Annotated in this window: 21 protein-coding genes and 1 pseudogene; 18 read left to right on the top strand and 4 right to left on the bottom strand. The window is 46.6% G+C overall.

Translation table 11 applies throughout. From position 1 onward, the window contains the following. The coding region (locus T497_RS0106170; RefSeq protein ID WP_028514862.1) for an IS200/IS605 family transposase at window positions 1-183 on the top strand (183 nt) is incomplete at its 5' end. Window positions 184-545: 362 nt separating this feature from the next. Here the strand turns inward: T497_RS0106170 and pta are convergent. The 3 genes from pta to T497_RS0106185 all read right to left on the bottom strand — a co-directional run bounded on the left by pta (window position 546) and on the right by T497_RS0106185 (window position 3,915). Continuing rightward, the gene (gene pta / locus T497_RS0106175; RefSeq protein WP_028514863.1) at window positions 546-1,562 is read right to left on the bottom strand and encodes a phosphate acetyltransferase; all 1,017 of its coding nucleotides are present in this window, start codon (window positions 1,560-1,562) and stop codon (window positions 546-548) included. Window positions 1,563-1,698: 136 nt separating this feature from the next. Then, a complete protein-coding gene (locus tag T497_RS0106180; RefSeq protein ID WP_028514864.1) occupies window positions 1,699-3,348 on the bottom strand; it encodes a hypothetical protein in 1,650 nt (549 codons plus the stop codon). Between the two features lie 12 nt (window positions 3,349-3,360). Beyond that, entirely contained in the window at window positions 3,361-3,915 is a 555-nt protein-coding gene (locus T497_RS0106185) for an RNA polymerase sigma factor (protein ID WP_028514865.1), read from the bottom strand. A gap of 223 nt (window positions 3,916-4,138) precedes the next feature. On the opposite strand from T497_RS0106185, the gene T497_RS0106190 reads away from it, so the two are divergent. Next, window positions 4,139-4,978 (top strand): DUF3737 family protein, encoded by an 840-nt coding sequence (locus tag T497_RS0106190; RefSeq protein ID WP_028514866.1) that lies wholly within the window; start codon window positions 4,139-4,141, stop codon window positions 4,976-4,978. A 104-nt stretch (window positions 4,979-5,082) separates the two neighbouring features. On the opposite strand, the gene T497_RS0106195 is transcribed toward T497_RS0106190, so the two are convergent. After that, entirely contained in the window at window positions 5,083-6,282 is a 1,200-nt protein-coding gene (locus tag T497_RS0106195) for an acetate/propionate family kinase (RefSeq protein WP_028514867.1), read from the bottom strand. Window positions 6,283-6,530: 248 nt separating this feature from the next. On the opposite strand from T497_RS0106195, the gene T497_RS0106200 reads away from it, so the two are divergent. From T497_RS0106200 to T497_RS0106270, 16 genes and pseudogenes are all read left to right on the top strand, one after another. Then, window positions 6,531-7,724, top strand: a complete 1,194-nt coding sequence (locus tag T497_RS0106200; protein WP_028514868.1) for a nucleotidyltransferase — start codon at window positions 6,531-6,533, stop codon at window positions 7,722-7,724. A 4-nt stretch (window positions 7,725-7,728) separates the two neighbouring features. Then, complete coding sequence (locus tag T497_RS0106205; protein WP_028514869.1) at window positions 7,729-8,376, top strand: HAD family hydrolase; 648 nt, start codon at window positions 7,729-7,731, stop codon at window positions 8,374-8,376. 44 nt (window positions 8,377-8,420) lie between these two features. Beyond that, the gene (gene mnmA / locus T497_RS0106210) at window positions 8,421-9,497 is read left to right on the top strand and encodes a tRNA 2-thiouridine(34) synthase MnmA (RefSeq protein ID WP_028514870.1); all 1,077 of its coding nucleotides are present in this window, start codon (window positions 8,421-8,423) and stop codon (window positions 9,495-9,497) included. Further along, a pseudogene (locus T497_RS16060) lies at window positions 9,494-10,021 on the top strand (cysteine hydrolase family protein); the annotation flags it as partial. The gene mnmA and the pseudogene T497_RS16060, both read left to right, overlap by 4 nt. Window positions 10,022-10,132: 111 nt before the next feature. Then, a complete protein-coding gene (locus tag T497_RS18460; RefSeq protein WP_242839982.1) occupies window positions 10,133-10,507 on the top strand; it encodes a GNAT family N-acetyltransferase in 375 nt (124 codons plus the stop codon). A gap of 26 nt (window positions 10,508-10,533) precedes the next feature. Further along, window positions 10,534-11,256, top strand: a complete 723-nt coding sequence (locus T497_RS0106220) for a tRNA1(Val) (adenine(37)-N6)-methyltransferase (RefSeq protein WP_028514871.1) — start codon at window positions 10,534-10,536, stop codon at window positions 11,254-11,256. Further along, window positions 11,253-12,077, top strand: a complete 825-nt coding sequence (gene rsmI, locus T497_RS0106225) for a 16S rRNA (cytidine(1402)-2'-O)-methyltransferase (RefSeq protein WP_028514872.1) — start codon at window positions 11,253-11,255, stop codon at window positions 12,075-12,077. Before T497_RS0106220 ends, rsmI begins: the two co-directional genes overlap by 4 nt. 207 nt (window positions 12,078-12,284) lie before the next feature. Next, window positions 12,285-13,130, top strand: a complete 846-nt coding sequence (locus T497_RS0106230) for a PHP domain-containing protein (RefSeq protein ID WP_028514873.1) — start codon at window positions 12,285-12,287, stop codon at window positions 13,128-13,130. Beyond that, complete coding sequence (locus T497_RS0106235) at window positions 13,131-13,892, top strand: YdcF family protein (RefSeq protein ID WP_028514874.1); 762 nt, start codon at window positions 13,131-13,133, stop codon at window positions 13,890-13,892. It abuts the gene before it with no gap. A gap of 12 nt (window positions 13,893-13,904) precedes the next feature. After that, on the top strand, window positions 13,905-14,123 hold the full coding sequence (locus T497_RS0106240) for a hypothetical protein (RefSeq protein WP_028514875.1): 219 nt from the start codon (window positions 13,905-13,907) through the stop codon (window positions 14,121-14,123). A gap of 14 nt (window positions 14,124-14,137) precedes the next feature. Beyond that, complete coding sequence (locus T497_RS0106245; RefSeq protein ID WP_028514876.1) at window positions 14,138-16,666, top strand: AMP-binding protein; 2,529 nt, start codon at window positions 14,138-14,140, stop codon at window positions 16,664-16,666. A 116-nt stretch (window positions 16,667-16,782) separates the two neighbouring features. Beyond that, window positions 16,783-20,019, top strand: a complete 3,237-nt coding sequence (locus T497_RS0106250) for a lectin like domain-containing protein (protein ID WP_028514877.1) — start codon at window positions 16,783-16,785, stop codon at window positions 20,017-20,019. Window positions 20,020-20,389: 370 nt separating this feature from the next. Beyond that, window positions 20,390-20,572 carry a hypothetical protein gene (locus T497_RS0106255; RefSeq protein ID WP_028514878.1) on the top strand — a complete coding sequence of 61 codons (183 nt, stop codon included), beginning with the start codon at window positions 20,390-20,392 and terminating at the stop codon, window positions 20,570-20,572. A 107-nt stretch (window positions 20,573-20,679) separates the two neighbouring features. Then, window positions 20,680-22,152: an ABC transporter substrate-binding protein gene (locus T497_RS0106260; protein ID WP_028514879.1), complete on the top strand. Its 1,473-nt coding sequence runs from the start codon at window positions 20,680-20,682 to the stop codon at window positions 22,150-22,152. 116 nt (window positions 22,153-22,268) lie between these two features. Beyond that, a complete protein-coding gene (locus tag T497_RS16065) occupies window positions 22,269-23,321 on the top strand; it encodes a carbohydrate ABC transporter permease (RefSeq protein ID WP_037324568.1) in 1,053 nt (350 codons plus the stop codon). Beyond that, on the top strand, window positions 23,318-24,217 hold the full coding sequence (locus T497_RS0106270) for a carbohydrate ABC transporter permease (RefSeq protein ID WP_028514880.1): 900 nt from the start codon (window positions 23,318-23,320) through the stop codon (window positions 24,215-24,217). Before T497_RS16065 ends, T497_RS0106270 begins: the two co-directional genes overlap by 4 nt.

Here is a 24,217-nt window from a genome sequence, read left to right on the forward strand (position 1 = left end):
AATTTGAAGTACAAATATGGAAGTCGTCACTTCTGGTGCAGAGGATACTATGTAGATACGGTAGGACGAAATGAAAAAGTCATACGAGAATACATAAAGAATCAAACAGAAGAAGATTGCATGGCAGATCAGCTAACATTCAAAGAGTACATTGACCCGTTTACGGGTAGTAAGAATAAGTAAGCAAAAAGAAACAGCCGCTTGAAGCGGCTGCTCGAGATAGTAATGCAATGTCAAACCTTCAGTGCCCACTTTAGTGGGTGAGCCTGTATTCGCCCCTTTTAGGGGCTGTGCAAACCACCACTTCAGTGGTGGTTATGATTTAATATATTCTTACTGTTATTTACGGGACGTCGAGGACGCCGTCCCCTACATATAATCCCGTTTTATTAAGTGTACTACATAATTATGCATTATGCATTATGCATTGATAAATGCTTCGCATTTTCACGCGATGACAGTATGGCGCGGTTTATTATCCCTCGCGGCAAAAACTATCCTTACGAATAAATCTATGCGCGGAGAAGGGTGCGCAGGCTCTGCGCTTATGCCATGCCGGCTGTGATGATAGCCATCTTGTAAACTTCGTCAGCGTTGCAGCCTCTTGAAAGGTCGTTGATAGGAGCGTTAAGTCCCTGAAGAATAGGACCGTAAGCCTCATAGCCGCCAAGTCTCTGAGCTATCTTGTAGCCGATGTTGCCAGCCTCGATAAGTGGGAAGATAAATGTGTTAGCCTGTCCTGCAACCTTTGAGTCAGGGCACTTTGTCTTGGCAACTTCTGCTGAAACAGCAGCGTCGAACTGGAACTCACCGTCGATAACGAGGTTAGGATCAATGTTTCTTGCCTCGATAACAGCGTCGTGGCTGAGCTGAACTGTGCCGCCCTTGCCTGAGCCGTATGTAGAGAAGCTGAGAACAGCTACCTTAGGATCAATGCCGAAGAAATCAGCAGTCTTTGCAGTCTCAACAGCAACCTCAGCCAGCTGTCTTGCAGCTGAAAGAACTACATTGCCGTCCTTGTCCAGTCTGTCTGTGTAGCCGAGATTGATAGCGCAGTCGCCCATAGCGATCTTCTCTTCCTTGCCGTCCTTCTCGCGGAAAAGAATGAATGAAGAGCTAACGAGGTTAGAGCCCTTCTTGGTCTTGATGATCTGGAGAGCAGGTCTTACTGTATCAGCTGTGGAGTATGTAGCACCGCCGAGAAGAGCGTCTGCCTTGCCGGCCTTAACGAGCATAGTGCCGAAGTAGTTGGACTTTGCGAGAGCAGCGCGGCACTCTTCCTCAGTCATCTTGCCCTTTCTGAGCTCGAACATCTGAGCTACGAGAGCATCCATTTCAGGGTAAGTAGCAGGATCAACGATCTCAGCGCCGTCGATATTGAAGCCGCCGTTCTTGGCAGCAGCCTTTACCTCGTCAACGTTTCCGCATAGGATAACGCCCATGAGGTTTTCCTTGATAAGTCTGTCAGCTGCGGAGAGGATACGGGGATCGCTGCCCTCAGTGAAGACGATAGTTTTCTTGCTTGCTTTAAGATTTGCTATAAGCTTGTCAAACATTCCCATTTTGAGAGACCTCCATTGGATTTAAATTTTACTTTACCATTATATCACACTTGTTTTGCAAAGTCAAATAGTAATTAGTGATAAGTGATCAGCTGAAAAGAAAAAAGCTGCTGTAAAAACAGCAGCTTTTAATGGATTATTCTATAAACCACGGCTTTTCACAGTTTCGGGACCATTCAGCGTCAAATTGAGTTATTTTTTCGCTGCCGCCGTAGTCAACAAGATTTATCATATCCGTTGTGTGTGATAAGTCGTTATTATGGAGCATAGCTGTTATCAGCGGTCTGCCGTTTCCAAGCACAAGCGTAAGATATACATTGCTGTCTTTGGTGACCTTGTTGTTTTCTCCGTCTATGACTTTATACTTAACTACACTATTGTACGCAAAGCTTAAGTTTTTGTTTGTATATGGCGATAAATCGGACGCATTAAGATTTTCGCCTTTTTCATTATGCAAGCGTATAACGTCGTCCAATGTGAGAGTGCCTGCAAGGGGCGCTTCCGTAATTGCCTGTGTAAATGTCCATTCATTTACTGCATTGAGCACATCATCATATGAATTCCTGTAGATATCAATGCTGTGCTTTCCCACATTGTCCACAAGGCTGCATATTGCGATACCGCCGCTGTTGTTGCTTTCAACTTTAAGATACCAGTCTCCGCGGTCATAAACATGGAATTTCATGCTCTTTTCGTCATAATGATCGTCGGAAGAGCAGTATCTGCGGAAATCAGATATCTGCAAGTCGGCTTTTTTGCTGAGTTCAAATACATCGTTGATAGTAATTGCTCCTGCATATTCGGGCTTGTTTGTTACAGGCTGTGTAGTTACACGGGGCGGTGTATAGAGCTCCTCTGCCTTTTTGCCTCTTTCGTTCATAAGATGTATATACTCTGCCTCGGGACAGAGCAGAACATAATCATTTCTGCTGCCGTTTACCCAGTATTCAATGAGAGTAACGCCGCTGCCGCCTACTACGTCGGCATAGGGCTGGATATTCTGCATTTTTCTGCGCATATCGCTGAAATTGGAGCTCTCTGCGATTATCTGCTTCACCTGAGCAAGAGTTATACGTGGCGAATCAGCGCTTATCACACCATTAAGGATAGCTCGCTCGCGTACAAGCTCAGACGGAACGTTTTTGTGCTCCCATTCCTCTATTTCGGCAAGAGTCATTCGATTTTCATTGGTTTTAGCTGTGGTGACGGTCTTTGTTGTTGTCCTTGCAGTTGTGGTTCTGGAGCTGTTTTTAGTTGTTTTAGCCGTAGTCTTTGGATAAACCGCTGTAGTAGTGGTCCTGTAGATATGATCTCCCAGAGCAGGAACAGTGGATTTCCACAGTTCATTTTTGGTCGTGACAGTAGTCACGGCAGTTTCGGCTGACTTTGTGCTGGCTTCGGGAATGCTGACAGCCTTTGTCTCGGTAGTATCTACTATCCTGTATTCTTCTCCTGTGGAGCTTTCTGTAGTACCTGTAGCGGCGATAATAGGAGAAACATCGACAGGCTTAGGAGCAGGAGACTTGAATTTCAGCGCCAGACCAACAGCTCCGATGATTATAAACAAACTTGCTGCGGCAATAAGCGCCCCTGCAAAACGCGGAGCTCTGCGGACAGGCTCTGCTGTGAAGATCTCTATCTGTTCGGCGTCATTGTCCATGCGCGTAAGACATTTGCTCAGAATGCGGTCTTTTGTCTCTGAGTCAGCAGCGTTTCCGCGGTCTGCAATGCGTTCCACGGTTTTTTCGTCTGCGCTGTGCATTATATCCCTTAAATTCCTTTTCATATTTATCCTCCTTTACAGAGTTATATCCAAGTCGGTGAGAGCGTCCTTGAGCTTTTTCAGAGCTCTTCGCAGCCTGCTTCTCACGGTTATGGGGTTCATGCCGAGGATACGCGCTGTCTCGGCGGAGCTTCTGTCGTAGAAGTACTTCTGTATGATTATGGTCGAATCGGGCTCGCCAAGCTCCTCTATCCTTTGCAGGAGCAATGCGGATATGTGGGAGCTTTCGGCTTTGGCTTCGATATTATCCTCGGAGCGCAGCAGCAGGGATTCGTCCTCCTCGATAGATATGCTTCTGCGTGAGCTCAGTGATCGCCGCATATCAATGGCTCGGCGTTTTGCCGATGTGCCGAGATAGGCTTTAAGGGAGCCCTCATGCTCTGTATCGTAGTTCATCATCACATCGCTGAGCACATCTGCGGTGCAGTCCTCTATATCGTTTTTGCTGCCGATACCGCGCAGGATACTGAAAACTATAGTATAAACATAGCTCCAGTACTCGTCGAAAAGCGCCTTGAAGCCCTCGCTTGCCGAGCGTTTCATAAGCTGTTTTATATCCTTGTCGGTCATAGTACCACCCCCCTTTGCCGTGAAGCATTTTCGTATACGTTCTGCTTTCATTATACACATACGGAGCAGAGAAGTAAAGTGTTGCATAAATTAAAAATATTTTTTCGGCGAATAATGCAAATAGCAGTTCTTTAGTGAAAAACGGTTGCAATTTACAAAAATGTGTGTTATACTATAAAAAATACCGCAATTTTTACCTGTATTTTTATGAGGAGTGAGATCAATGAAAGAAATACTTAACGAGCATTTTTCGGGGGAAAGAGCTCTGTTCCAGCGCAATGGTCTGAGGATCAGCGGCACTGTTTTCGGCGAGGGAGAATCTCCGCTGAAGCACAATGCCTACATCGAGCTTTCGGACTGCACCTTTGACGCCAAGTATCCTGTGTGGTACAGCGAAAAGGTCAAGCTGAACAACTGCACTATCCGCGAGACAGCAAAGGAAGGCATCTGGTATTCGACAGAGGTGAATATTTACGACACTCTTATCGAGTCTGAGAAGTGCTTCCGACATTCAAACGGCATAAGCCTGAAAAACGTAACATTCACCAACGGCGACGAAACATTATGGAAATGCGCGAATATACGCATGGACGGCGTAAAGGTAAAGGGCGATTATTTCGCTATGGACTGCGACGGAATGGAGATATGCGGACTTGAACTCAGCGGCAGCAAAGCTTTTGACGGTATCAAAAATGCGACTATCCGCAAGTCAGTCATCAGCGGAAGCGACTGCTTCTGGAACTGTCAGAACGTAACGATACATGATTCTGTCATTACGGGAAAGTGTTTCGGCTGGAATTCACGCAACATCATGCTGGTGAACTGCACTGTTGAGAGCTTACAGGGAATGTGCTTCATGGAAAATCTTGTGCTCAAGAACTGCAAGCTGCCAAATACTACACTTGCCTTTGAGTATTCCGACAATATCAGCGTTGAGATCAGGGGCGGCATTGAAAGCGTCAAGAATCCGGCAGGCGGACTTATCAGAGCTGAATCTATCGGCGAGATAATCATGGAAAACGAAAACGTAGACGTCACAAGAACAAAGATAGTCTGCGGCTAAAGCTATAGTTCAGAGTTGAGAGTTTCGACTGACAACTAAAAAACCTCGGTGCAATGAATGCATCGAGGTTTTTATGTTGCTTTATATTGTTTTTTGTGATATAATTACTTGGAAATGAGAGCAAGTGTATCTCTTGCGATAAGGAGCTCCTCATTTGTAGGAACGATCCAAACCTCGATCTTTGAATCAGGTGTGGAGATCTTTGTGAGCTTGCCTCTGATAGAACGGTTGAGAGCCTCGTCGATCTTGATTCCGAAGTAATCCATGTTCTGGCAGACAGCCTCACGTACTTCCCATGAGTTCTCACCGATACCGCCTGTGAAGAGGATAGCGTCAACGCCGTTCATAGCAGCAGCGTAAGCACCGATGTACTTCTGTATCTCATATGTGAGCATATCAGAAACGAGCTGAGCCTTCTTATTACCCTGATTTGCAGCCTCCTGAATGTCACGGTTGTCAGAACCAACGCCTGATACGCCGAGGAAGCCTGACTTCTTGTTCATGTATTCGCTCATCTGTGAAGGAGTAAAGCCGTGCTTGTCAGCAACGAAAGTAACTGCTGAAGGATCAACAGAACCTGTTCTTGTACCCATAACTACACCGTCAAGAGGTGTGAAGCCCATTGATGTATCAACTGACTTACCGCCGTCAACAGCTGTGATCGAAGAACCGTTGCCGAGGTGGCATGAAACGATCTTGAGGTCCTTTACGTCCTTGCCCATAGCGTCAGCGAGAGCCTTTGATACGAAACGGTGTGATGTGCCGTGGAAGCCGTACTTTCTTACGTGGAGCTTCTCATAATCATCATAGGGGAGACCGAACATAAATGCCTTTGGAGGCATAGTCTGGTGGAATGCTGTATCGAATACAACTACCTGAGGAACGTTTGCAGGGATAACGCTCTTACATGCTCTGAGAGCGAGAGCGTGTGCGTGGTTGTGAACAGGAGCAAGCTCGCGGAGCTCGTCGATCTTGTCGATTACCTCGTCGGTTACGAGAACAGACTTGTCGAAAACGTCAGCACCCTGTACTATTCTGTGACCTACAGCAGAGATAGCGTCCATGCTGTCGATAACCTTTGCAGCGCCTGTTGTGAGAGCCTCTACCAGCTTCATGAAAGCCTCTGTGTGTGTAGGAAATGCGCAGTCCTCGTCGAGAACTCTGCCGTCAGCAGTCTTGTGGTTGATATGTCCGTCGATACCGATACGGTCGCAGTTACCCTTTGCGATAACGCTCTCATCGCTCATGTCGATGAGCTGATACTTAAGGGAAGAGCTTCCAGCATTAACAACTAAGATGATCATATATGTAATTCCTTTCAAAAATAATTTTGCATATATTATTATATACTATTTTTTGAAAAATGCAAGTCCTTTTTTCAAATAAAAGCTCATTTAAAGTCGGTCAGGGCGTACTTTTGCCTGTTCAGACCGTAAAAAACGGGCAAATCCTTTTGCAAAACGCCCAAAACACGTCAGTAATACTTTAATAATCTGTAGAGTAGATAAAAAATTATGAAAAATCATTGAAATTTACAAGGAGAGGTAGTAAAATGAAAGTCAGCGGTATAGTATGCGAGTATAATCCGTTCCATAACGGACATCTTTATCACATAAACAAGACTCGTGAAAACGGTGCGACGCATATTGTCGCGGTAATGAGCGGCAACTTCGTACAGCGGGGCGATACAGCCGTAATGGACAAGCTTGAAAGAGCACGTCTTGCAGTGCGCTCTGGTGCAGACCTTGTCATTGAGCTCCCCGTGCAGTATTGTCTCTCCTCGGCGGAGAATTTCGCCGCAGGAGCGGTATATCTCCTTGACGCTCTCGGAGCAGTGGACGAGATATCCTTCGGAAGTGAATGCGGCGACGTTGAAAGTCTCCTTAAAGCAATGGAAACAGTAGACCTTGCGGCTGTTACTCATGCCGACGAGATACGCGCTATCATGGAAAAAGGCTATACCTACCCCCGCGCACTGAATTCCGTGGTCAACGGATACGACGCAGAGGCGGCTTCTATGATATCAGAGCCCAATAATCTCCTTGCCATAGAGTATTTAAGGGCGCTGAAAAAGAGCGGCAGCAATATGACGGCTTTCACGGTCAAGCGTAAAAATGCCGCACATGACAGCGCAGAGAGCGAGGACGGCTTTGCCAGCGCTTCTTTGATACGTGAAATGATAGAGAACAGAGCCGATATCGGAGCGTTTACAACTCCCGAATGGGCTGCGGCAATAGCAGGAGCTGTAGAAAAGGGCGAAACAGCTTCACTCAGCCGTCTGGAAAGGGTAATGCTTTATAAGCTCAGAACTTGTTCAACTGACGAGATATCGCAGATATATGACGTAGGTCAGGGACTTGAACACAGGATATACGGCGCAAGAATGGCAGGCTCACTTGACGAGCTTCTGTTTACGGTCAAGACCAAGCGGTACACTATGGCGAGGATAAGGCGCATTATGCTCTCCCTCCTCATTGGCATAACAAAAGAGGACATGAAGCAGCTGCCGCCATATGGCAGGATACTTGCATTCAATGAGCGCGGCAGGGAGATACTTGCCCGTGCAAAGGGCTCTGCAAAGATACCATTTGCTTCGTCCATAGCCAAGCTTTCACAGCTCAGTGACACTGCCGAGCGTTTTGCGGAGCTTGAGATAAGGGCGTCCGACATATACGGACTGGCTCTTGATACCGTGACATCGGCACAAAAGGACTACAGAGCCAAAATAATGATAGATATGGAGTAATGATTTGATAAAAGGCGTGATTTTTGATCTTGACGGCACTTTGCTGGACTCCATGACAGTCTGGAGCAGCATAGACCGTGAATTTCTCATAGAGAACGGCATAACCGATCCGCCTCACGAGGTCTCGGACGTGGTGAAGAAGATGACCGTTGACAAGTCCTCCCAGTACTTCATAGACCGCTTCGGTCTCAGCTGTACAAAGGAGTATGTCATAAAGCGTATCGAGGACATGGTCCGTCAGCGCTATGAGGAGCAGATACCCCTGAAGCCCCATGTTACGGAGCTTCTTGACTTCCTTGACAGCCGCGGCATACCATACGGAGTTGCCACAGCTACATACAAGGGGCTTGCTGAGGCGGCGCTGAAACGCTGCGGTGTTTTTGACAGAATGAGATTCCTGCTTACTGACAGGGAATACCCCACAGGCAAGAATTTCCCCGATATTTTTCTTGGCGGCGCGGAGCTTCTCGGTACTTCCGTTTCTGATACCCTTGTAGTTGAGGACTCCCTCCACTGCATTGAGACCGCAAAGGCGGCAGGCTTTCCCGTATGCGGAGTCTACGACAGCGTTGCAGAAGCTGATATGCCGGGAATAATAGAGCTTTCGGACTATTACGTCAGGTCTCTTGACGAGATAATAAATATACTTTAGGGCGAACAATGTTCGCCCGTGCTGTTTTCAAAAGGAGCGATAGAATGAAAAAGGTCATGGTGGGAATGAGCGGCGGAGTTGACAGCTCCGTAGCGGCAATGCTGCTGCGCGACAGGGGCTTTGAAGTCATGGGCGTAACGCTGAAACTCTTCTCTGATGAGGATATTTCCGAGGCGAAAAAAGAGGGAAAGACCTGCTGTGCGCTTTCGGACGTTGAGGACGCAAGGAGCGTGGCTTATCGTCTCGGCTTCGAGCACCTTGTTTTCAATTTCAGGGACGTTTTCCGCGAGTACGTTATGAAGCAGTTTGCTGACAGCTACCTCTGCGGCAGGACTCCCAATCCATGTATCGAATGCAACCGTCATGTGAAGTTTGACAAAATGCTGAGACGTGCTCAGGAGCTTGGCTACGACTACATAGCTACGGGACATTACGCCGTGAATGAGTACGACGGGGAGCGCGGACGCTGGCTGCTTAAACGCCCCAAAGACCGCAGTAAAGACCAGACCTATGTGCTATACGCTCTCACACAGGAGCAACTCTCACATACTCTTTTTCCACTGGGAGAGCTTGAAAAATCGCAGGTACGTGAGCTTGCGGAGCAGGCAGGTCTTGTGAACTCCAACAAGCCTGACAGTCAGGATATATGCTTCGTGCCAGACGGCGATTACGCCGCATTTATCCGCAGGTCAACGGGCTGTGACACACCCTGCGGCAGCTTCGTTGATATGGACGGAAAAGTCCTCGGCGAGCACAAGGGTATTATAAATTACACTATCGGTCAGCGCAAGGGACTGGGTATCGCTCTCGGGCACCCTGCCTACGTGGTGAAAAAGGATATCGCCGCAAATACGGTCACTCTCGGTCTGGAGTCCGACCTGTATACAAAGAGCCTTATCGCCGACGATTTCAACCTTATTTCCGTTGAAAAGCTTGAAGCTCCCATGCGCGTTACCGCAAAAACTCGCTACAGCCAGAAGGAGCAGCCTGCGGTAGTGTCTTACCTCGGAAACGGCGAGTACATGGTGGAGTTCGATGAGCCACAGAGAGCGGTAACAAGCGGTCAGGCGGTAGTTCTCTACGAAGGGGATATCGTAGTCGGCGGAGGTACCATAAAATGACGAAAACGGCACTTCTTGTCATAGACGCGCAGGAGCTCATAACCAACGAAAGGCTCTATGCTTTTGATAAATACATCGAGAATATCCGCCAATTAATAGCAGAATCCCGTAAAAACGGCATAGAAGTCATCTATGTCCGTCACGATGACGGTGAGGGGCAGCCTCTCTCCAAGGGGAATGAGGGCTTCGACGTGTGCAGGGAGTTTGCTCCCGAAGCAGGGGAGCGTATCTTTGATAAGTCTGTGAACAGTCCATTCCGTGACAGCGGACTGCTTGGATATCTGCGGAAAAAAGCCGTTAAAAGGCTGATAGTCACGGGCTTGCAGACGGATTACTGCATAGACGCCACCGTGAAATGCGGCTTTGAGCACGGCTTCGAGATGATAGTTCCCGAATACTGTAATTCTACATTTGACAATGACTTTATGACCGCGGAGCAGACCTACCGCTATTATAACGAGTTCATGTGGAAGAACAGATATGCAAACTGCGTTTCTATTGCGGAAGCTCTTGAAATGATACAGAATAACAAATATGAGCTGAAAAAAAGGAATACTAAAAAGGCAAATAACATCAGAAGAGCGACAGAAGAAGATGTTTCAAGAATTGCGGAGATACTTGTTTTTGCAAAACGAATGAAGTATCGTTCGATTTTTAAGGACGATGTGTACGCATTTGGTGAACTACAGGTTCTTTCTGTGGCTGAAAAGTACATTGAAAACGGATTTCTTAACAATATGTTCCTGTATGATGACGGAATAATAAAAGGTCTTATCCGCATTGAGAAAGAAGAGATCATTGAATTGTATGTCGATCATTTCTTCCAGGGGCAGGGAATAGGCTCGGAATTAATAGAATTTGCCAAAGAAAACTCTAAGGTAAGTTTTCTTTGGACAATTGAAAAGAACACTGATGCTATACATTTTTATGAAGCTCATGGTTTTCATCTTACAGACAACAGGAAGCTGGAAGAAGGAACTACAGAATATATTGTAATGATGAGAAACTGATCGTTTATTTATGAAAAAGGAACATTATGGAATACAAATACGAAAAGCTTACCGATAAAATTTACGTCTGTGCCAGCAGCGACCACCGCTTCGGTACGGACGCCTTTCTTCTGGCGGATTTTTCTCAGTACCGCGCCAAGGACAAGGCTTGCGATTTAGGCACGGGCTGCGGCATAATACCGCTCATCATGCAGAAGAAAATGCCGCCGCAGGTCACATATGCGGTGGACATACAGGAGAGCGCCATAGAGCAGCTCCGTCTCGGACTTGAAAAGAGCGAAACTTCGGGCATTGTCCCCATATGCGCCGACCTGAAAGAGCTCTGGGAGGGCGCTCCTCTTGGGCAGCTCGACCTTGTGACCTGCAATCCGCCCTATAAGGTGAACAAAGCAGGCTTTCAGAGCGTGATAACAGCGCAGAAAATAGCCCGTCATGAGATACTCTGCACCATTGATGACGTTTGCGCGGCAGCTCAGAAGCTGCTGAAATTCGGCGGCAGGCTCTGCGTCTGCAATCGTCCCGAACGCCTCAGCGACGTTATATTTGCCATGAAAAATCACGATATCGAGCCAAAAAGGCTTCGCTTCGTATCGAAAAATGCCGATGAAGCTCCGTGGCTTTTCCTTATCGAGGGCAAAAAGGGCTCAAAGCCCTTTATGAAAGTCGAGCCTCAGCTCTACATACGCAGCGAAAACGGCTTCACGGACGAGCTGCAAAGGATATACGACACAGGAAAGGAGCAGCCATGAGCGGTACATTTTATGTTATAGGAACACCCATAGGCAATCTTGACGACATCACAATAAGACAGCTCGATACTCTTGGTGCTGTGGACTTTATATGCGCCGAGGATACCCGTGTTACGCTGAAATTATTGAATCGTTTCGAGATAAAGAAGCCTCTTGTAAGCTTTCACGAGCACAGCTCCAAGGCTGACGCGCAGAAGATAATCGACAGACTACTTGCAGGGGAGAGCTGCGGTATCGTCACCGACGCCGGAATGCCTTGTATTTCCGATCCCGGAGAGGTGCTTGTGAATATGTGCGCCGAAAGCGGTATCGACATAAAGGTAGTCCCGGGACCGAGCGCTGTTGTTTCGGCTGTCGCTGTTTCGGGACTAAGCACTCGCCGCTTTACCTTTGAGGGCTTTTTGCCCGTTCCAAAGAAAGAGCGTACCGAGCGCCTCGAAAAGCTCCGCGGTGAGACTGCGGTCATGGTATTCTATGAAGCTCCCCACAAGCTGAAAACAACTCTTGCAGACCTTGCGCAGGCTTTTGGCGGCGAGCGCAGGATATCCCTGTGCCGTGAGCTTACAAAGATTCATGAGGAAGTCCTGCGGCTTACTCTTGCCGAGGCTGTTGAGTACTATAATAATAATGACCCCCGCGGAGAGTTCGTCCTTGTTCTTGAGGGAGCGCAGGAGAGCTCAGGCGAGGAAATAACCATAGAGCAGGCTATGGCTCAGGTGCAGAAACTCATAGAAATGGGCGAGAAGCCCACCGATGCCTGCAAGGCTGTGGCAAAGGAAACAGGCTTCCGAAAAAGCGAGCTTTACGCGAAACTTCAGTGATATTATTTACTGCTGATATTGCGTAAAAGTTATAAAAAATTGAAAAATGCAATAAAATACTTGAACTTTTGCTGAATTTGTGATATAATTATAGGCGTTATTTATATTGTAACGGTAAAATTTGCGATTATGTTCTAAAAAAAGCGCCATATAAATACAATATTATTAAATTCAGCCGCTGTAGAATGCGGCGAAAGAAGGTTATGTATGATTTGCGATCTGCACTGTCACACTACGCTTTCCGACGGCTCGCTTGGCATTGAAGATGTAATTGCACAGGCGAAGCGCATGAATATCGACTGGCTCTCTATCACAGACCATGATACAATGGCTTCTTTTTCAAGAGCTGATGTTCTTGGTGAACGCGCAGGAGTAAAAATGCTCCACGGCGTAGAGCTTTCGGCATGGGATAAGGAAAGAAACAGCAAGGTACACATACTTTGCTACGCACCTTCAAAGCCAAACAGACTTGAAGGACTTTGTTTGAAATCCTGCGAGATAAGAAAGGAATGCTCCAAGGAAATGATTGAAAAGGTCATGGCGAAGTTCCCTATTACGCAGGAGAGCATACTTAAACGTACCACAGCTTCAAAGAGCATATTCAAGCAGCATATCATGCGTGCTCTCATAGACTATGGCTATGCCCTTGAGTTCTACGGAGACCTTGACAGAGAGCTGTTCAACCCCAAGAACGGTTCATGCTACGTTGAGCGTGAGTACCCTGACGTAAATTTTGTAATCGACCTGATACATACCGCAAGGGGAGTAGCTGTTATGGCTCACCCTGCACAGTACGACAATATCGAGCTTCTTGAGGAGCTTGCTAAAAATGGCAAGATAGACGGCGTTGAGGTAGGACATTTCTCCGCAGATGAAAGCTGCCGCAGCGATCTCAGAGCCATTGCCGAGAAGTACGAGCTTATCCAGACAGGCGGCTCTGACTTCCACGGACTATATAATAAGGTTCCTACTCACCTCGGAAGTGAAACAACTTCAAAGGAAAATCTTGACAGGATACTAAAGCTTGCCGCTGCAAGGAGCAAAGAGGTATAAATGGACGCAAAGGTTATACCTGCGGTCATATGCTTCGGGCTCTTCCTGCTGTTTGCCGCACCTGTTCTCACAGGCATATTCAATCTTGGCAACGGCGCAGGCATGGCAGTTTCGGCACTGCTGACAGCCATATTTCTGCTGTGGGGCAGATTCACTGCTTTCCTCGGAAAAGCGTGGTCAGGAGCTCTCGGCAGGACAGTTATTCTGACGATCAGCGTGATAACGGCAGCTTCTGTGGTGCTTGCTGTCGTTATCAGTGTATTTATGCTCCGTGCGGCTGATGATCCGCCAAAGGACGAGAATACTACCGTGGTAGTTCTCGGCTGTAAGGTAAAGGACGGCAGACCGAGTCTCATGCTGGGACGCAGGCTTGAAGCCGCATATAAGTATCTTTCGGAGCATGACAGCGTTTGTGCTGTGGTTTCGGGAGGACAGGGAAAGGACGAAGCCATGAGCGAGGCTCAGTGCATGAGGGACTGGCTTGTGGGACGGGGCATAGCTCCCGAAAGGATATTCATGGAGGACAAGTCCGTGAATACCGAAGAAAACCTTCGCTTTTCCAAGAAAATAATAGCCGATAACGGCTTGCCCGAAACAGTAACTCTTATCACCGACGGCTTTCATCAGCTTCGTGCTGAGATGATATCCGAAAAACAGGGGATAAGCGCTTACAATATATCGGGATATACCTCATGGTATATCGTTCCTACCTACTGGGTAAGGGAATGGTTCGGTGTGGTACACTACAAGCTTTTCGGATAGGAGCGATGAGCCGTGCAATGGGTGATAAAGCGCAGCACTGATGATCTGTATGCAGTTTCACGGCGATTATTCGTGCACAGTAATGTATTTGCCCGACGCTTCAAAACAAAGAAGCAGGCGGAGGCATATATAACGTCAGCTGGTTTTGACAAGGGTATACACACAGCTGTAGAACTTCAGGTTCAGGCTGATGATATGATAGATATGACAGACAGCGATATTAATTTTTAAAAGGAATGATAAATGTGAAAATCGGATTTTCAACACTTGCTTGTCCTGAATGGTCATGGACAGACATTTATTCAATGGCAAAGGATTTTAAATTTGACGGTATCGAGATAAGAGGTCTCGGCAATGAGATATTCTCCGTCAAGGCTCAGCCCTTTACAGAGGCACAGCTACCTAATACCATTGCCAAGCTACAGTCGCTGGGACTTGAAATTCCTTGTCTATCATCTGGTGCCTGCCTTAAATTCAAGGACAAGTATCAGGAGGCAGAGGACGAGATAAAGGCTTATGCTCAGCTTGCAAGCAAGCTCGGCGCTTCTTATATAAGAATACTGGGCGACCTTGAACCTGCTCCCGGCGGTGATGTTGACGATGACTATATCATAGAGACTTTAAAGAAGCTCGTTCCTATTGCTGAGGAGTACAATGTAACTCTCCTCGTTGAGACAAACGGCGTATATTCCGATACAGCAAGACTTGCAAAGGTGCTTGACAGCGTAAAGAGCCGCAAGGTGGCTGCTCTCTGGGATATGCATCACCCCTATCGTTATAACAATGAAGCTCCCGAGACTACAGTTGCAAATCTCGGCGAGTACATCAAATACATACAGGTCAAGGACAGCGTTATGCGCGAAGACGGCACTGTTGAGTACCGTATCATGGGCACTGGCGATATCCCTGTAAAGGCTATGATAGAAGCCCTTGACACTATCAACTACAACGGCTATATCTCACTTGAATGGGTAAAGCGCTGGGCGCGCGACCTCAGCGACGCAGGTATCGTTATCCCTCAGTTTGCTGAGTATATGGCTCCTTACAAAAAGAAGCACAAGCACCCTCTCCAGACAAGCATGAGAGGGGACGGTCAGTATCCATGGCCAAAGGAGCGTATCCTCAACTATACATTCCCAGACATACTCGACCGTATCTGCGAGCAGTTCCCGAATCAGTATGCATTCCGTTATACTGAGCTTGACTATACAAGAACATATCCCGAGTTCCGCGACGACGTTGATACCTTCGCTCGTTCACTCCTTGCAATGGGCGTAAAGAAGGGCGACCACGTTGCTATCTGGGCTACAAATGTTCCTCAGTGGTATATCACATTCTGGGCTACCACAAAGATAGGCGCGGTTCTGGTTACCATGAACACAGAATACCGTATCCACGAGGCTGAGTATCTGCTGAGACAGTCTGATACCATGACTCTCGTTATGATAGACGGTATCAAGAATATCAATTACGTTGATATCATCAAGGAACTCTGCCCCGAACTGGAGACCTGCGAGGCAGGAAAGCTCAATTCCGCAAGACTTCCTTACCTCAAGAACGTCATCACTGTTGACTCCGAGAACAAGGGCTGCTTCACATGGGAGCAGGCTGTGGAGCTTTCAAAGAATGTTCCATACAGCGAGGTAGAGCGCGTAAGAAAGACTATTGATATCCATGATGTTGCGAATATGCAGTACACCTCGGGAACAACAGGCTTCCCCAAGGGCGTAATGCTTACACATTATAATGTTGTAAACAACGGTAAGGCTATCGGAGACTGCATGGATCTCTCCACAGCTGACCGCATGATGATACAGGTGCCTATGTTCCACTGCTTCGGCATGGTTCTGGCAATGACAGCTTCTATGACTCACGGCACAACAATGTCTCCTATAACACGTTTCTCACCGAGAAAGGGACTTGCTTGCATCAACAAAGAGAAGATAACCTGCTTCCACGGCGTACCAACTATGTTCATTGCTATGCTTGGACATGAGGACTTCGATAAGACAGACTTCTCTTACATGAGAACAGGTATCATGGCTGGTTCTCCTTGTCCTATAAAGACAATGGAGGAAGTTGTTGAGAAGATGCACATGACTGATATCTGCATCACCTACGGTCAGACCGAAGCTTCTCCTGCAACTACCATGAGCAAGACCACAGATACCCTCGAACAGCGTGTAAATACAGTCGGCGGACCTATTTTCGGCGTTGAGTGCCGTATAGTTGATCCCGAGACTAATCAGGAAGTTCCTGACGACGTAGACGGCGAGTTCGTAGCAAGAGGCTACAACATCATGAAGGGGTACTACAAGATGCCCGAGGCTACAGCCGCAGCTATCGACAGCGAAGGCTGGCTCCACACAGGAGACCTTGCAAGACGCCGTTCTTCCGACGGATACTTCAAGATAACAGGCCGAATCAAGGATATGATAATCCGCGGCGGCGAGAATATCTACCCCAAGGAGATAGAGGACTTCCTCTACACATATCCAAAGGTTAAGGACGTTCAGGTAATCGGTGTTCCCGATGAGGACTACGGCGAGGAGATAATGGCTTGTATCGTTCTCAAGGAGGGCGAGACCGCTACCGAGCAGGAGATAAAGGACTTCTGCCTTGCACGTATGGCAAAGCACAAGTGCCCGAGATACGTTGATTTCGTTGACGGATTCCCGATGAATGCCGCAGGAAAGATACTCAAGTACAAGATGAGAGAGCAGGCAGTTGAAAAGCTGAAGCTCCACAAGGCTGACAGTATCGTTACCGCCTGATAGCCGAGTACATATTAAATATATAAGCCCGTATTTGAAGAAAGTACGGGCTTTTTCTTGCTTTTTTTTTGATTATGTGTTATAATAGCCCTATATGACCGAAGGGGGGCGGTATAATGAATAGGTTCGGCAGTGGTTTGACGGCTGTTTTTACAGCGGCGGCAGTAGCCTGCTGTTCTGTGCCTGCGGCTGTTTGCGCGGAAGTAAGTCAGATTATCGGCTACAGCAGTAAAGAAGCTGTAGTATCGGCTCACAGCGGTACATTGTCAATGCCTGTTCTTCGCTCTGTAGCGGCACAGGACGGCGTAAGGTTCGAGCCTGCCGCTCCGTATATGCCCATAGGCACAAATACTGTCAAGGCAGCTGACAGGGAAGAACTCCCCTCAGCGTTTGATATGCGCAAGGTCTATGGCTCTACATCTGTAAAGAATCAGGGCTCCTATGGCACCTGCTGGGTACACGCGGCTATAGCAAGCGCTGAATCGAGTATGCTGCCCTATGTTCCGTATATCGACCTGTCGGAGCTCCACACAGCTTACTATAATTATTTCGGCTTCGGTCAGCTCAAACCAGTTTCCACAGAGACCTCAGATATACTTTCCGAGGGCGGCAACGCCCGTATGATAACCAATCTCTGGTCACAGTGGATAGGCCCTGTAAATGAGGAAAAGCTCCCATATGAGAATATGAGCTTTTTTGATAACCGCACGGATACAGATCTGATGAATTATCAGTCGGATTATCACCTCAAAAACGCCTATAATTTTGAATATGACAGGGATAGAAACAATTTTGACGAGATAAACGCTCTTGTCAAGGATTTTCTGTACAAGGGACAGGCTGTTGACGTTTCCTACTGGTCCGACAAGGGAAAGAACTGGTCAAGTGAGTACAACAGCTCCTACTGCGAGCGCAAGCCAAGATTTGCCAATCATGCCGTTACCATAGTCGGCTGGGACGACAGCTATCCTGCTTCTCATTTTAAAAAGAAGCCACAGGGCGATGGCGCATGGCTGTGTCAGAACAGCTGGGGAACTCACGACGGCGACGACGGATATTTCTGGCTGTCCTATTATGACGGCACGCTGAGCGACTTTGCTGTATATCAGCTGGAAAATACCGACGAGCATGATATCATCTATCAGTATGACAGCTTCATACCCATACAGACAATGTCGGCATATGAAACTGCCGAGGAAAACGGTCCGTCCTACATGGCAGACATTTTTACTTCAGCAGGAGACATACAGCTGAGCACTGTGGGTACTTATATATATAATGCAGGCACTGAATACGAAGTTACCGTATATTCGGGACTCAGGGACAAGAACGATCCCACATCGGGAACTCCCTCGGCTGTTACCAAGGGCAAATGCGATATGACTGGATTTTTCACTATAGACCTTGACGAGCCTGTCATTCTTACACACGAGGAGCAGTTCAGCGTTGTTGTGAAGCTCTACTGCGAGGATTCGCCATTTGTTCTTCCGCTGGAGAGCAGTCTCTACGTAGAAAAAGAGGATAAATCAATAAATGACATAAGCACCTATGTCACGGATAGTGAGATGAGGAATCTTACAGGCAGGTGCGAGAGCTTTTTCAGTGCAGACGGCAAAACATGGACTGACGTCTGCGACGAGAGCGTGACTTATACCGAAGAGGAAAAGCAGTTCATGCTTGAATCGTTTATAGAACAGCTCTATGACGGCATAGACGAAAGCGATACCGAGTTCTGGCGGGACGCACAGCAGGGCGAAAAAAACTACAGGAAAATATTCGCAATGGGCGATATCAAGTCCAATTTCGGCAATTTGACACTGAAAGCCTATGCAGAGCCCATTGGCAAGGTGAAGTTCTCACAGCCTGCGGGAGCTTTAGCTCCCGATGAAAAGGTAGAGCTGTCCTGCGGCAGTTCCAAGGGAGATATATTCTATACAGCAGACGATAAAGCAGAGAGCAGATACGAAGCTCCATTTGCCATAACCGACGCGGTTAAAATAAGCGCATACGTGGTAAATGAAGGCGTAAAGGGCAATGTTGTCTCGGAGCGAAGCTTTGCTCCGAAATATGCCGCATTCAACTGGATAGGCTATAAGACCGCCTCTGAGAGCTACAACCGCGACCTGAAATATGCTAAGCGTGTATCCGACCACGAATACACTATCAATATCCCCGAGGAGTATGATTCTGTTTCGCTTACCCTCGGAACTGTGAATAATGTTGAGTACAACGGCCAAAAGTACGGCGCATACAGTGTGATAGACTCTGTACCTGCGGATTACGGGCTGACAGATGTTGAACTAAAGCTGACAGGAGATAACTGTATCGACAATACAGTTACTCTGCATATAAACCGCTCGCTGGTAAGATTTGACGTAAAGAGAGGTATCATCAGTACCTCCTTTGCCGACAGTATTCTTGCTCCCGACGGAAAAAAGCTTTCGGTAGGTGACAGTGTTATGGGTTATGCAGGACAAACTCTCAACGCAGTCAAGGACGGCAAAGAGATACCTGTTACTGTTCCTGACAGAGCGGATATTTCCGAGCTCAAGATAAACTACTACGCAGAAGCTCTCGGACCTTTCAGCAGAGAGGTGAGCGAAAAGCTTGAAATAGCAACAGGAAAAAACGATAACAGTGAATTCAGCTCCGCAAAGGGAAGAATTATCAGCGGCGCCGATGTATCTCCCGAGGATTACGGCTTATACTATATAGGTATAATTCCCGGGGAGTCGTTCAGGCTCAGAGTTTCAGGCGGAAACGGCGTATTCCCCAGCGAGGCTGTCAGGTACGATATTCCCGACGCTCCTGCGCTGGTTCCGGATATAGATTCGCTTAAACAGTACGACGCGGAGCACTGTGCATTTGATGACGATGTCTACGAGATAGCCTATGAGGGTTACTTCTCTGATATGATAATCGAGGAGATAGCCGATGAATACGGCTATACCTATGATGAGTTTGAAACGCTTATGGAGAAACGGACAGGTCTCGAAAGAGATGTGCTCAATAAAGTAATCGGAAGCGAATACAGAGCAGGAAGTATTATAAAATATGAAACCCGCTGTTATGTAAGATACTCCGCGACTGATTATTCCTTTGCTTCACGGACGGTGTACGTTCCGAAGCAGTACGGAGCCAAGGCTGGCGATGTGGACTTTGATGGGCATGTGAACGCTGTAGACGCCTCTATGGTGCTTGCTCACTATGCGGCAATATCTACGGGCAGACCAAGCGAACTGACCGATCCACAGGCAAGAATAGGTGATATGGACGGCGACGGCAACACCAACGCTGTGGACGCTTCTATGATACTGGAGATATATGCTTTTAACTCTATTGGTAAATATTAACAATGCCGAATATATGTTTGAGAAAAACGCTCAAAAACTGAAGCGGTTTCTAATGTGAAATTTTATATGTTGGGCAATAGCCATAAAAGAACAAGCTTCTCATTGTGTAATAAGCGTCAACATGACTTCCAAAAAACCTTTTACCGATTTGTAACTTTCGCACATTATCATGTAATTGTGCACAATGAGGAGAAGCTAATCTTGGATAATCCAACCAAAAAAGGTTAAAGAATGATACAAAGTATTGACTTTGACCGCAAAATACGGTATATTTGTAAATGCAAAAGCAATTGTTGCATAATTACTGATATCTTAAAGGGAAAGATACACTTTCGGAATCGGCAGGATACAGTATTATGATACGGAATGTATGCAGATTGCACAGGCTCTTGTGACGTCAGATGTGAAGTACGTTCACAGCTGTTCGCCGCCCGTGCATGAAACAGACAGGAAGTATAAAATTCAGCTGCAATGCAAAAAGAAATATGTGAAGCTAAGCTTCACGGGAACAGAAGCAAAGGCTGACAGAACGGTTGCAGGACGTCAGCGGTGAGCACAATCATCGGACAGTAATAAAGCCGCGATGTTACCCGCAAACAATATTAACCACGTAAATATTATACGCAAGTATAATATAGATATTTAAGGAGGAAAAATCTCATGAACACACTTAAGAGAACTTTAGCTTTAGTAGCTACACTCGCAATGACAGCTACAGCTTTCGCAAGCTGCGGCGACAAGGGCTCATCATCATCAAGCGAAAAGGCAACAGATGCTGCTACATCTGGAAATGATGAGGCAACAACTGCTGCTGATACAACAGCTGAGCCACAGGGCGACGGCACAATCGATGCTTCAGTAAAGACAGGCGGCGACACATTCACAGTTGCAGCTTGGAACCACGATGACGTTCCTGCTCTTATCGCTTCTTGGAAGGGCCTTAACGCAGATACAATCGTTTCTGATCTCGCAGACGGCAAGGTTGAAGGCATCAAGTTTATCGACTTCGGTGTAGGCGGCGGTGAAGCGTCTGAGAACTATGACCAGCTCTTCAACGACGGTACAGACCTCGACGTTTACTTCGTAGAGGCTGACTGGGCACTCAAGTACATCAACGATGATACAAAGACACTTCCTCTCAGCAAGCTCGGTCTTGGTGACAGCGATTTTGCTAACATCTATAAGTACACAGACGAAATCGGTAAGGATTCCAACGGCGTTCGTAAGGGTATCTCATGGCAGGCTGCAGCAGGCGGCTTCGCTTACAGAGCTGACCTCGCTAAGGAGTACCTCGGTGCTGAGACACCTGCTGATATGCAGAAGCAGATCAACAACTGGGATAACTTCGTAACAGCTGCTAAGACAATTTCTGAGAAGTCAAGCGGCAGCGTTGCTCTTGCTGACTCACTCGGTGGTATGTGGCAGGCATTTGCTTGCGGACGTACACAGCCTTGGGTTAAGGACAACAAGCTCGTTATCGATGATTCTTGCAAGAAGTTTGCTGAGACAGCAAAGGCTCTCTGGGATTGCGGCGGAATCACAAAGAACAACCAGTGGACAGATCAGGCTTGGACTGCTTCTGGTGTTTCCGGTAATGTAATGGGTTACTTCGTTTCAACTTGGGGCTTCGGCGGATTCTTCCTCGATGCTGCAGGCGGCGAAGGCGGTGCTCAGTACGGCAAGTGGGCTGTATGTGAGGGACCTCAGCCATTCTACTGGGGCGGTACTTGGATGGTTGTTAATCCAAAGACTGATAACGGCGACCTCGCAAGAGAGTTCATCGTTGCTGCAACATCTGACGAGGCTAAGATGACTGAATACGCTAAGAGCAAGCCTGAGTATGTAAACAACTCTAAGGTTATGGACGAACTCATTTCTGCTAACACAGTATTCAACGAGAAGATCTCTGGCAACTTCGTTGACAAGCAGAACTACTTCGCAGAACTCGCTGAGAATGCTAAGAGCATTGACTTCAAGGGACTTATCACACCTTACGATGCAACAATCAAGGGCAACTTCGCTGAAGCTGTAAGAGATAATTACCTTGAGGGCAACAAGTCTTGGGATGATACAGTTGAAGCATTCAAGGACAAGGTTGCTGAGTCAATACCTGATCTCGAGTGGGAAGACTAATTTTAGTAAAATAGTCTAACATTACAATGTAATAAATATGCCTACGGAATACTCATGTATTCCGTAGGTGTATATTTATTTATATTTATTTTAATTCTACCGAGAGGGTGTGTGTTATGGCATCAGGCGCGCAGAGACGCATAAAGTCGATCAGCTATGCAAAGTATGGCTATCTCTTTATTTTGCCGTTTTTTCTTGTTTATTTCTTTTTCCAAATGTGGCCGCTGATCAACACCTTTATCGTAAGTTTCCATGGCAACGGTAAGAACGTTGAAGCATGGGTCGGACTTCAGAACTATAAGGATATTCTTTTTGGCGGAACCAGAAAAGTTCGAGTTATCCACGAGAGCTTTTTCCAGTGCTTGAGAAATACTGTTATCCTTTGGGTTGGTAACTTTATTCCTCAGCTCGCTCTTTCACTTTCACTGGCTGTATGGTTTACAGAGGCACAGCTAAAGATTCCGGGAAAGGGCTTCTTCAAGATCGTTATGTATCTTCCAAACATAATTACTGCCGCTTCAGTAGCTGTTCTTTTCCTTCAGCTTTGCGGACAGTCAGAACAGACTCCGGGTGCGATAAATCTTATTCTTTATAAGCTTGGTATCGTAACCAGAGATCCTGGTTCTAAACTTTACGACTGTATTCCATTCATTGATGGTGTTTGGCAGTCACGTATCGTAATCATGTTTATTCAGACATGGATGTGGTTTGGTAATACCATGATCATGCTCATGTCAGGTATTCAGGGCATCAACCCTTCACTGTTCGAGGCTGCAAGCATCGACGGTGCAAGCTCAGGTCAGGTATTCAGAAAGATCACTCTTCCGCTTTTGACTCCTATCATGGCATATACTCTTATCACTTCCATGATCGGTGGTCTCCAGATGTTTGATATTCCTTTCCTCTACAATAACACAGGAACACCTAAGGATCATATCAAGACAGTGGCGGTAATGATCTTCCAGTACTTCCATGCTCAGGCTGATGAGAATAAGATGGGTTATGCTGGTGCTACATCAGTACTTCTCTTCTTCATTACTCTTGCTCTCGGTCTTATTGCGTTCTACCTTACAAGAGATAAGGACGAGATCGCTAAGAAGAAGCAGCGTAAAAAGATCGCTCAGCAGGCTAAGAGAGAAAGTAAGCAGTTTGGAGGGATCAGTATATGAGTGATAATATGAAAAGTGTGTACGGAAACGTAAAGGACAATTACTCATTTAAAATCAAATTAAAGTCGGGGATACTTGTTCTTTGGTTTATTATCCTTACGATCATATGTCTGCTTCCTATCTATATCCTTGTTATCAACGCAACTCGTTCACATACGGATATAGCAAACGGACTCAGCATTCTTCCAAGTGATTATCTGAAGAAAAACTGGAGCACAGTATTTACTAAGCCTGAATTCAAGCTTATTTTCAGTGCTTTCCACGGTTATAAGAACAGCTTGCTCATCACAGTTTGTTCTACATTCCTTACAGTTTTCTTCTCAGCACTTACAGCTTACGGAATCCATGTATATGACTTCAAGCTCAAGGAAATTTCCTATTCAGTTATTCTCCTTGTAATGATGGTACCTATGCAGGTAACATCTGCCGGATTCATTGCATTTATGTCAGACCTTAAACTGACTAATACTTACTGGCCTCTTATACTTCCTGCAATTGCAGCACCCGGTGTTGTTTACTTCATGAGATCATACATGAAGTCTTCATTCCCACTGGATATTGTTGAAGCTGCTCGTATCGACGGATGCGGAGAGTTCAGAACTTTCGTGTCAATTGCTATTCCAATGATGAAGCCGGCTATAGCTGTACAGGCTATCTTCGCATTCATCGCAAGCTGGAACAACTTCTATACACCTAACATGATCCTCATCAGTGTTGATCTGAAGCAGAAGACTCTTCCAATGATGGTATCTGCTCTTCAGTCATCTGATAAGCTGAATGACTATGGTGCTATCTACCTTGCAATTGCGCTTGCTATTATTCCTATCATAATCGCTTATGTATTCCTCTCAAGATTCATCATCGCTGGTGTTGCTCTTGGTGGTGTAAAGGAATAA

Source organism: Ruminococcus flavefaciens MA2007, from assembly GCF_000621845.1.
GTDB lineage: Bacteria > Bacillota > Clostridia > Oscillospirales > Ruminococcaceae > Ruminococcus > Ruminococcus flavefaciens_E.

Excerpts from the sequence above, each read along its gene's own strand:
- pta (WP_028514863.1), bottom strand. The coding sequence starts at position 1,562 with ATGGGAATGTTTGACAAGCTTATAGCAAATCTTAAAGCAAGCAAGAAA.
- T497_RS0106180 (WP_028514864.1), bottom strand. The coding sequence starts at position 3,348 with ATGAAAAGGAATTTAAGGGATATAATGCACAGCGCAGACGAAAAAACC.
- T497_RS0106185 (WP_028514865.1), bottom strand. The coding sequence starts at position 3,915 with ATGACCGACAAGGATATAAAACAGCTTATGAAACGCTCGGCAAGCGAG.
- T497_RS0106190 (WP_028514866.1), top strand. The coding sequence starts at position 4,139 with ATGAAAGAAATACTTAACGAGCATTTTTCGGGGGAAAGAGCTCTGTTC.
- T497_RS0106195 (WP_028514867.1), bottom strand. The coding sequence starts at position 6,282 with ATGATCATCTTAGTTGTTAATGCTGGAAGCTCTTCCCTTAAGTATCAG.
- T497_RS0106200 (WP_028514868.1), top strand. The coding sequence starts at position 6,531 with ATGAAAGTCAGCGGTATAGTATGCGAGTATAATCCGTTCCATAACGGA.
- mnmA (WP_028514870.1), top strand. The coding sequence starts at position 8,421 with ATGAAAAAGGTCATGGTGGGAATGAGCGGCGGAGTTGACAGCTCCGTA.
- T497_RS18460 (WP_242839982.1), top strand. The coding sequence starts at position 10,133 with ATGAAGTATCGTTCGATTTTTAAGGACGATGTGTACGCATTTGGTGAA.
- T497_RS0106220 (WP_028514871.1), top strand. The coding sequence starts at position 10,534 with ATGGAATACAAATACGAAAAGCTTACCGATAAAATTTACGTCTGTGCC.
- rsmI (WP_028514872.1), top strand. The coding sequence starts at position 11,253 with ATGAGCGGTACATTTTATGTTATAGGAACACCCATAGGCAATCTTGAC.
- T497_RS0106230 (WP_028514873.1), top strand. The coding sequence starts at position 12,285 with ATGATTTGCGATCTGCACTGTCACACTACGCTTTCCGACGGCTCGCTT.
- T497_RS0106235 (WP_028514874.1), top strand. The coding sequence starts at position 13,131 with ATGGACGCAAAGGTTATACCTGCGGTCATATGCTTCGGGCTCTTCCTG.
- T497_RS0106250 (WP_028514877.1), top strand. The coding sequence starts at position 16,783 with ATGAATAGGTTCGGCAGTGGTTTGACGGCTGTTTTTACAGCGGCGGCA.
- T497_RS0106255 (WP_028514878.1), top strand. The coding sequence starts at position 20,390 with ATGCAGATTGCACAGGCTCTTGTGACGTCAGATGTGAAGTACGTTCAC.
- T497_RS0106260 (WP_028514879.1), top strand. The coding sequence starts at position 20,680 with ATGAACACACTTAAGAGAACTTTAGCTTTAGTAGCTACACTCGCAATG.
- T497_RS16065 (WP_037324568.1), top strand. The coding sequence starts at position 22,269 with ATGGCATCAGGCGCGCAGAGACGCATAAAGTCGATCAGCTATGCAAAG.
- T497_RS0106270 (WP_028514880.1), top strand. The coding sequence starts at position 23,318 with ATGAGTGATAATATGAAAAGTGTGTACGGAAACGTAAAGGACAATTAC.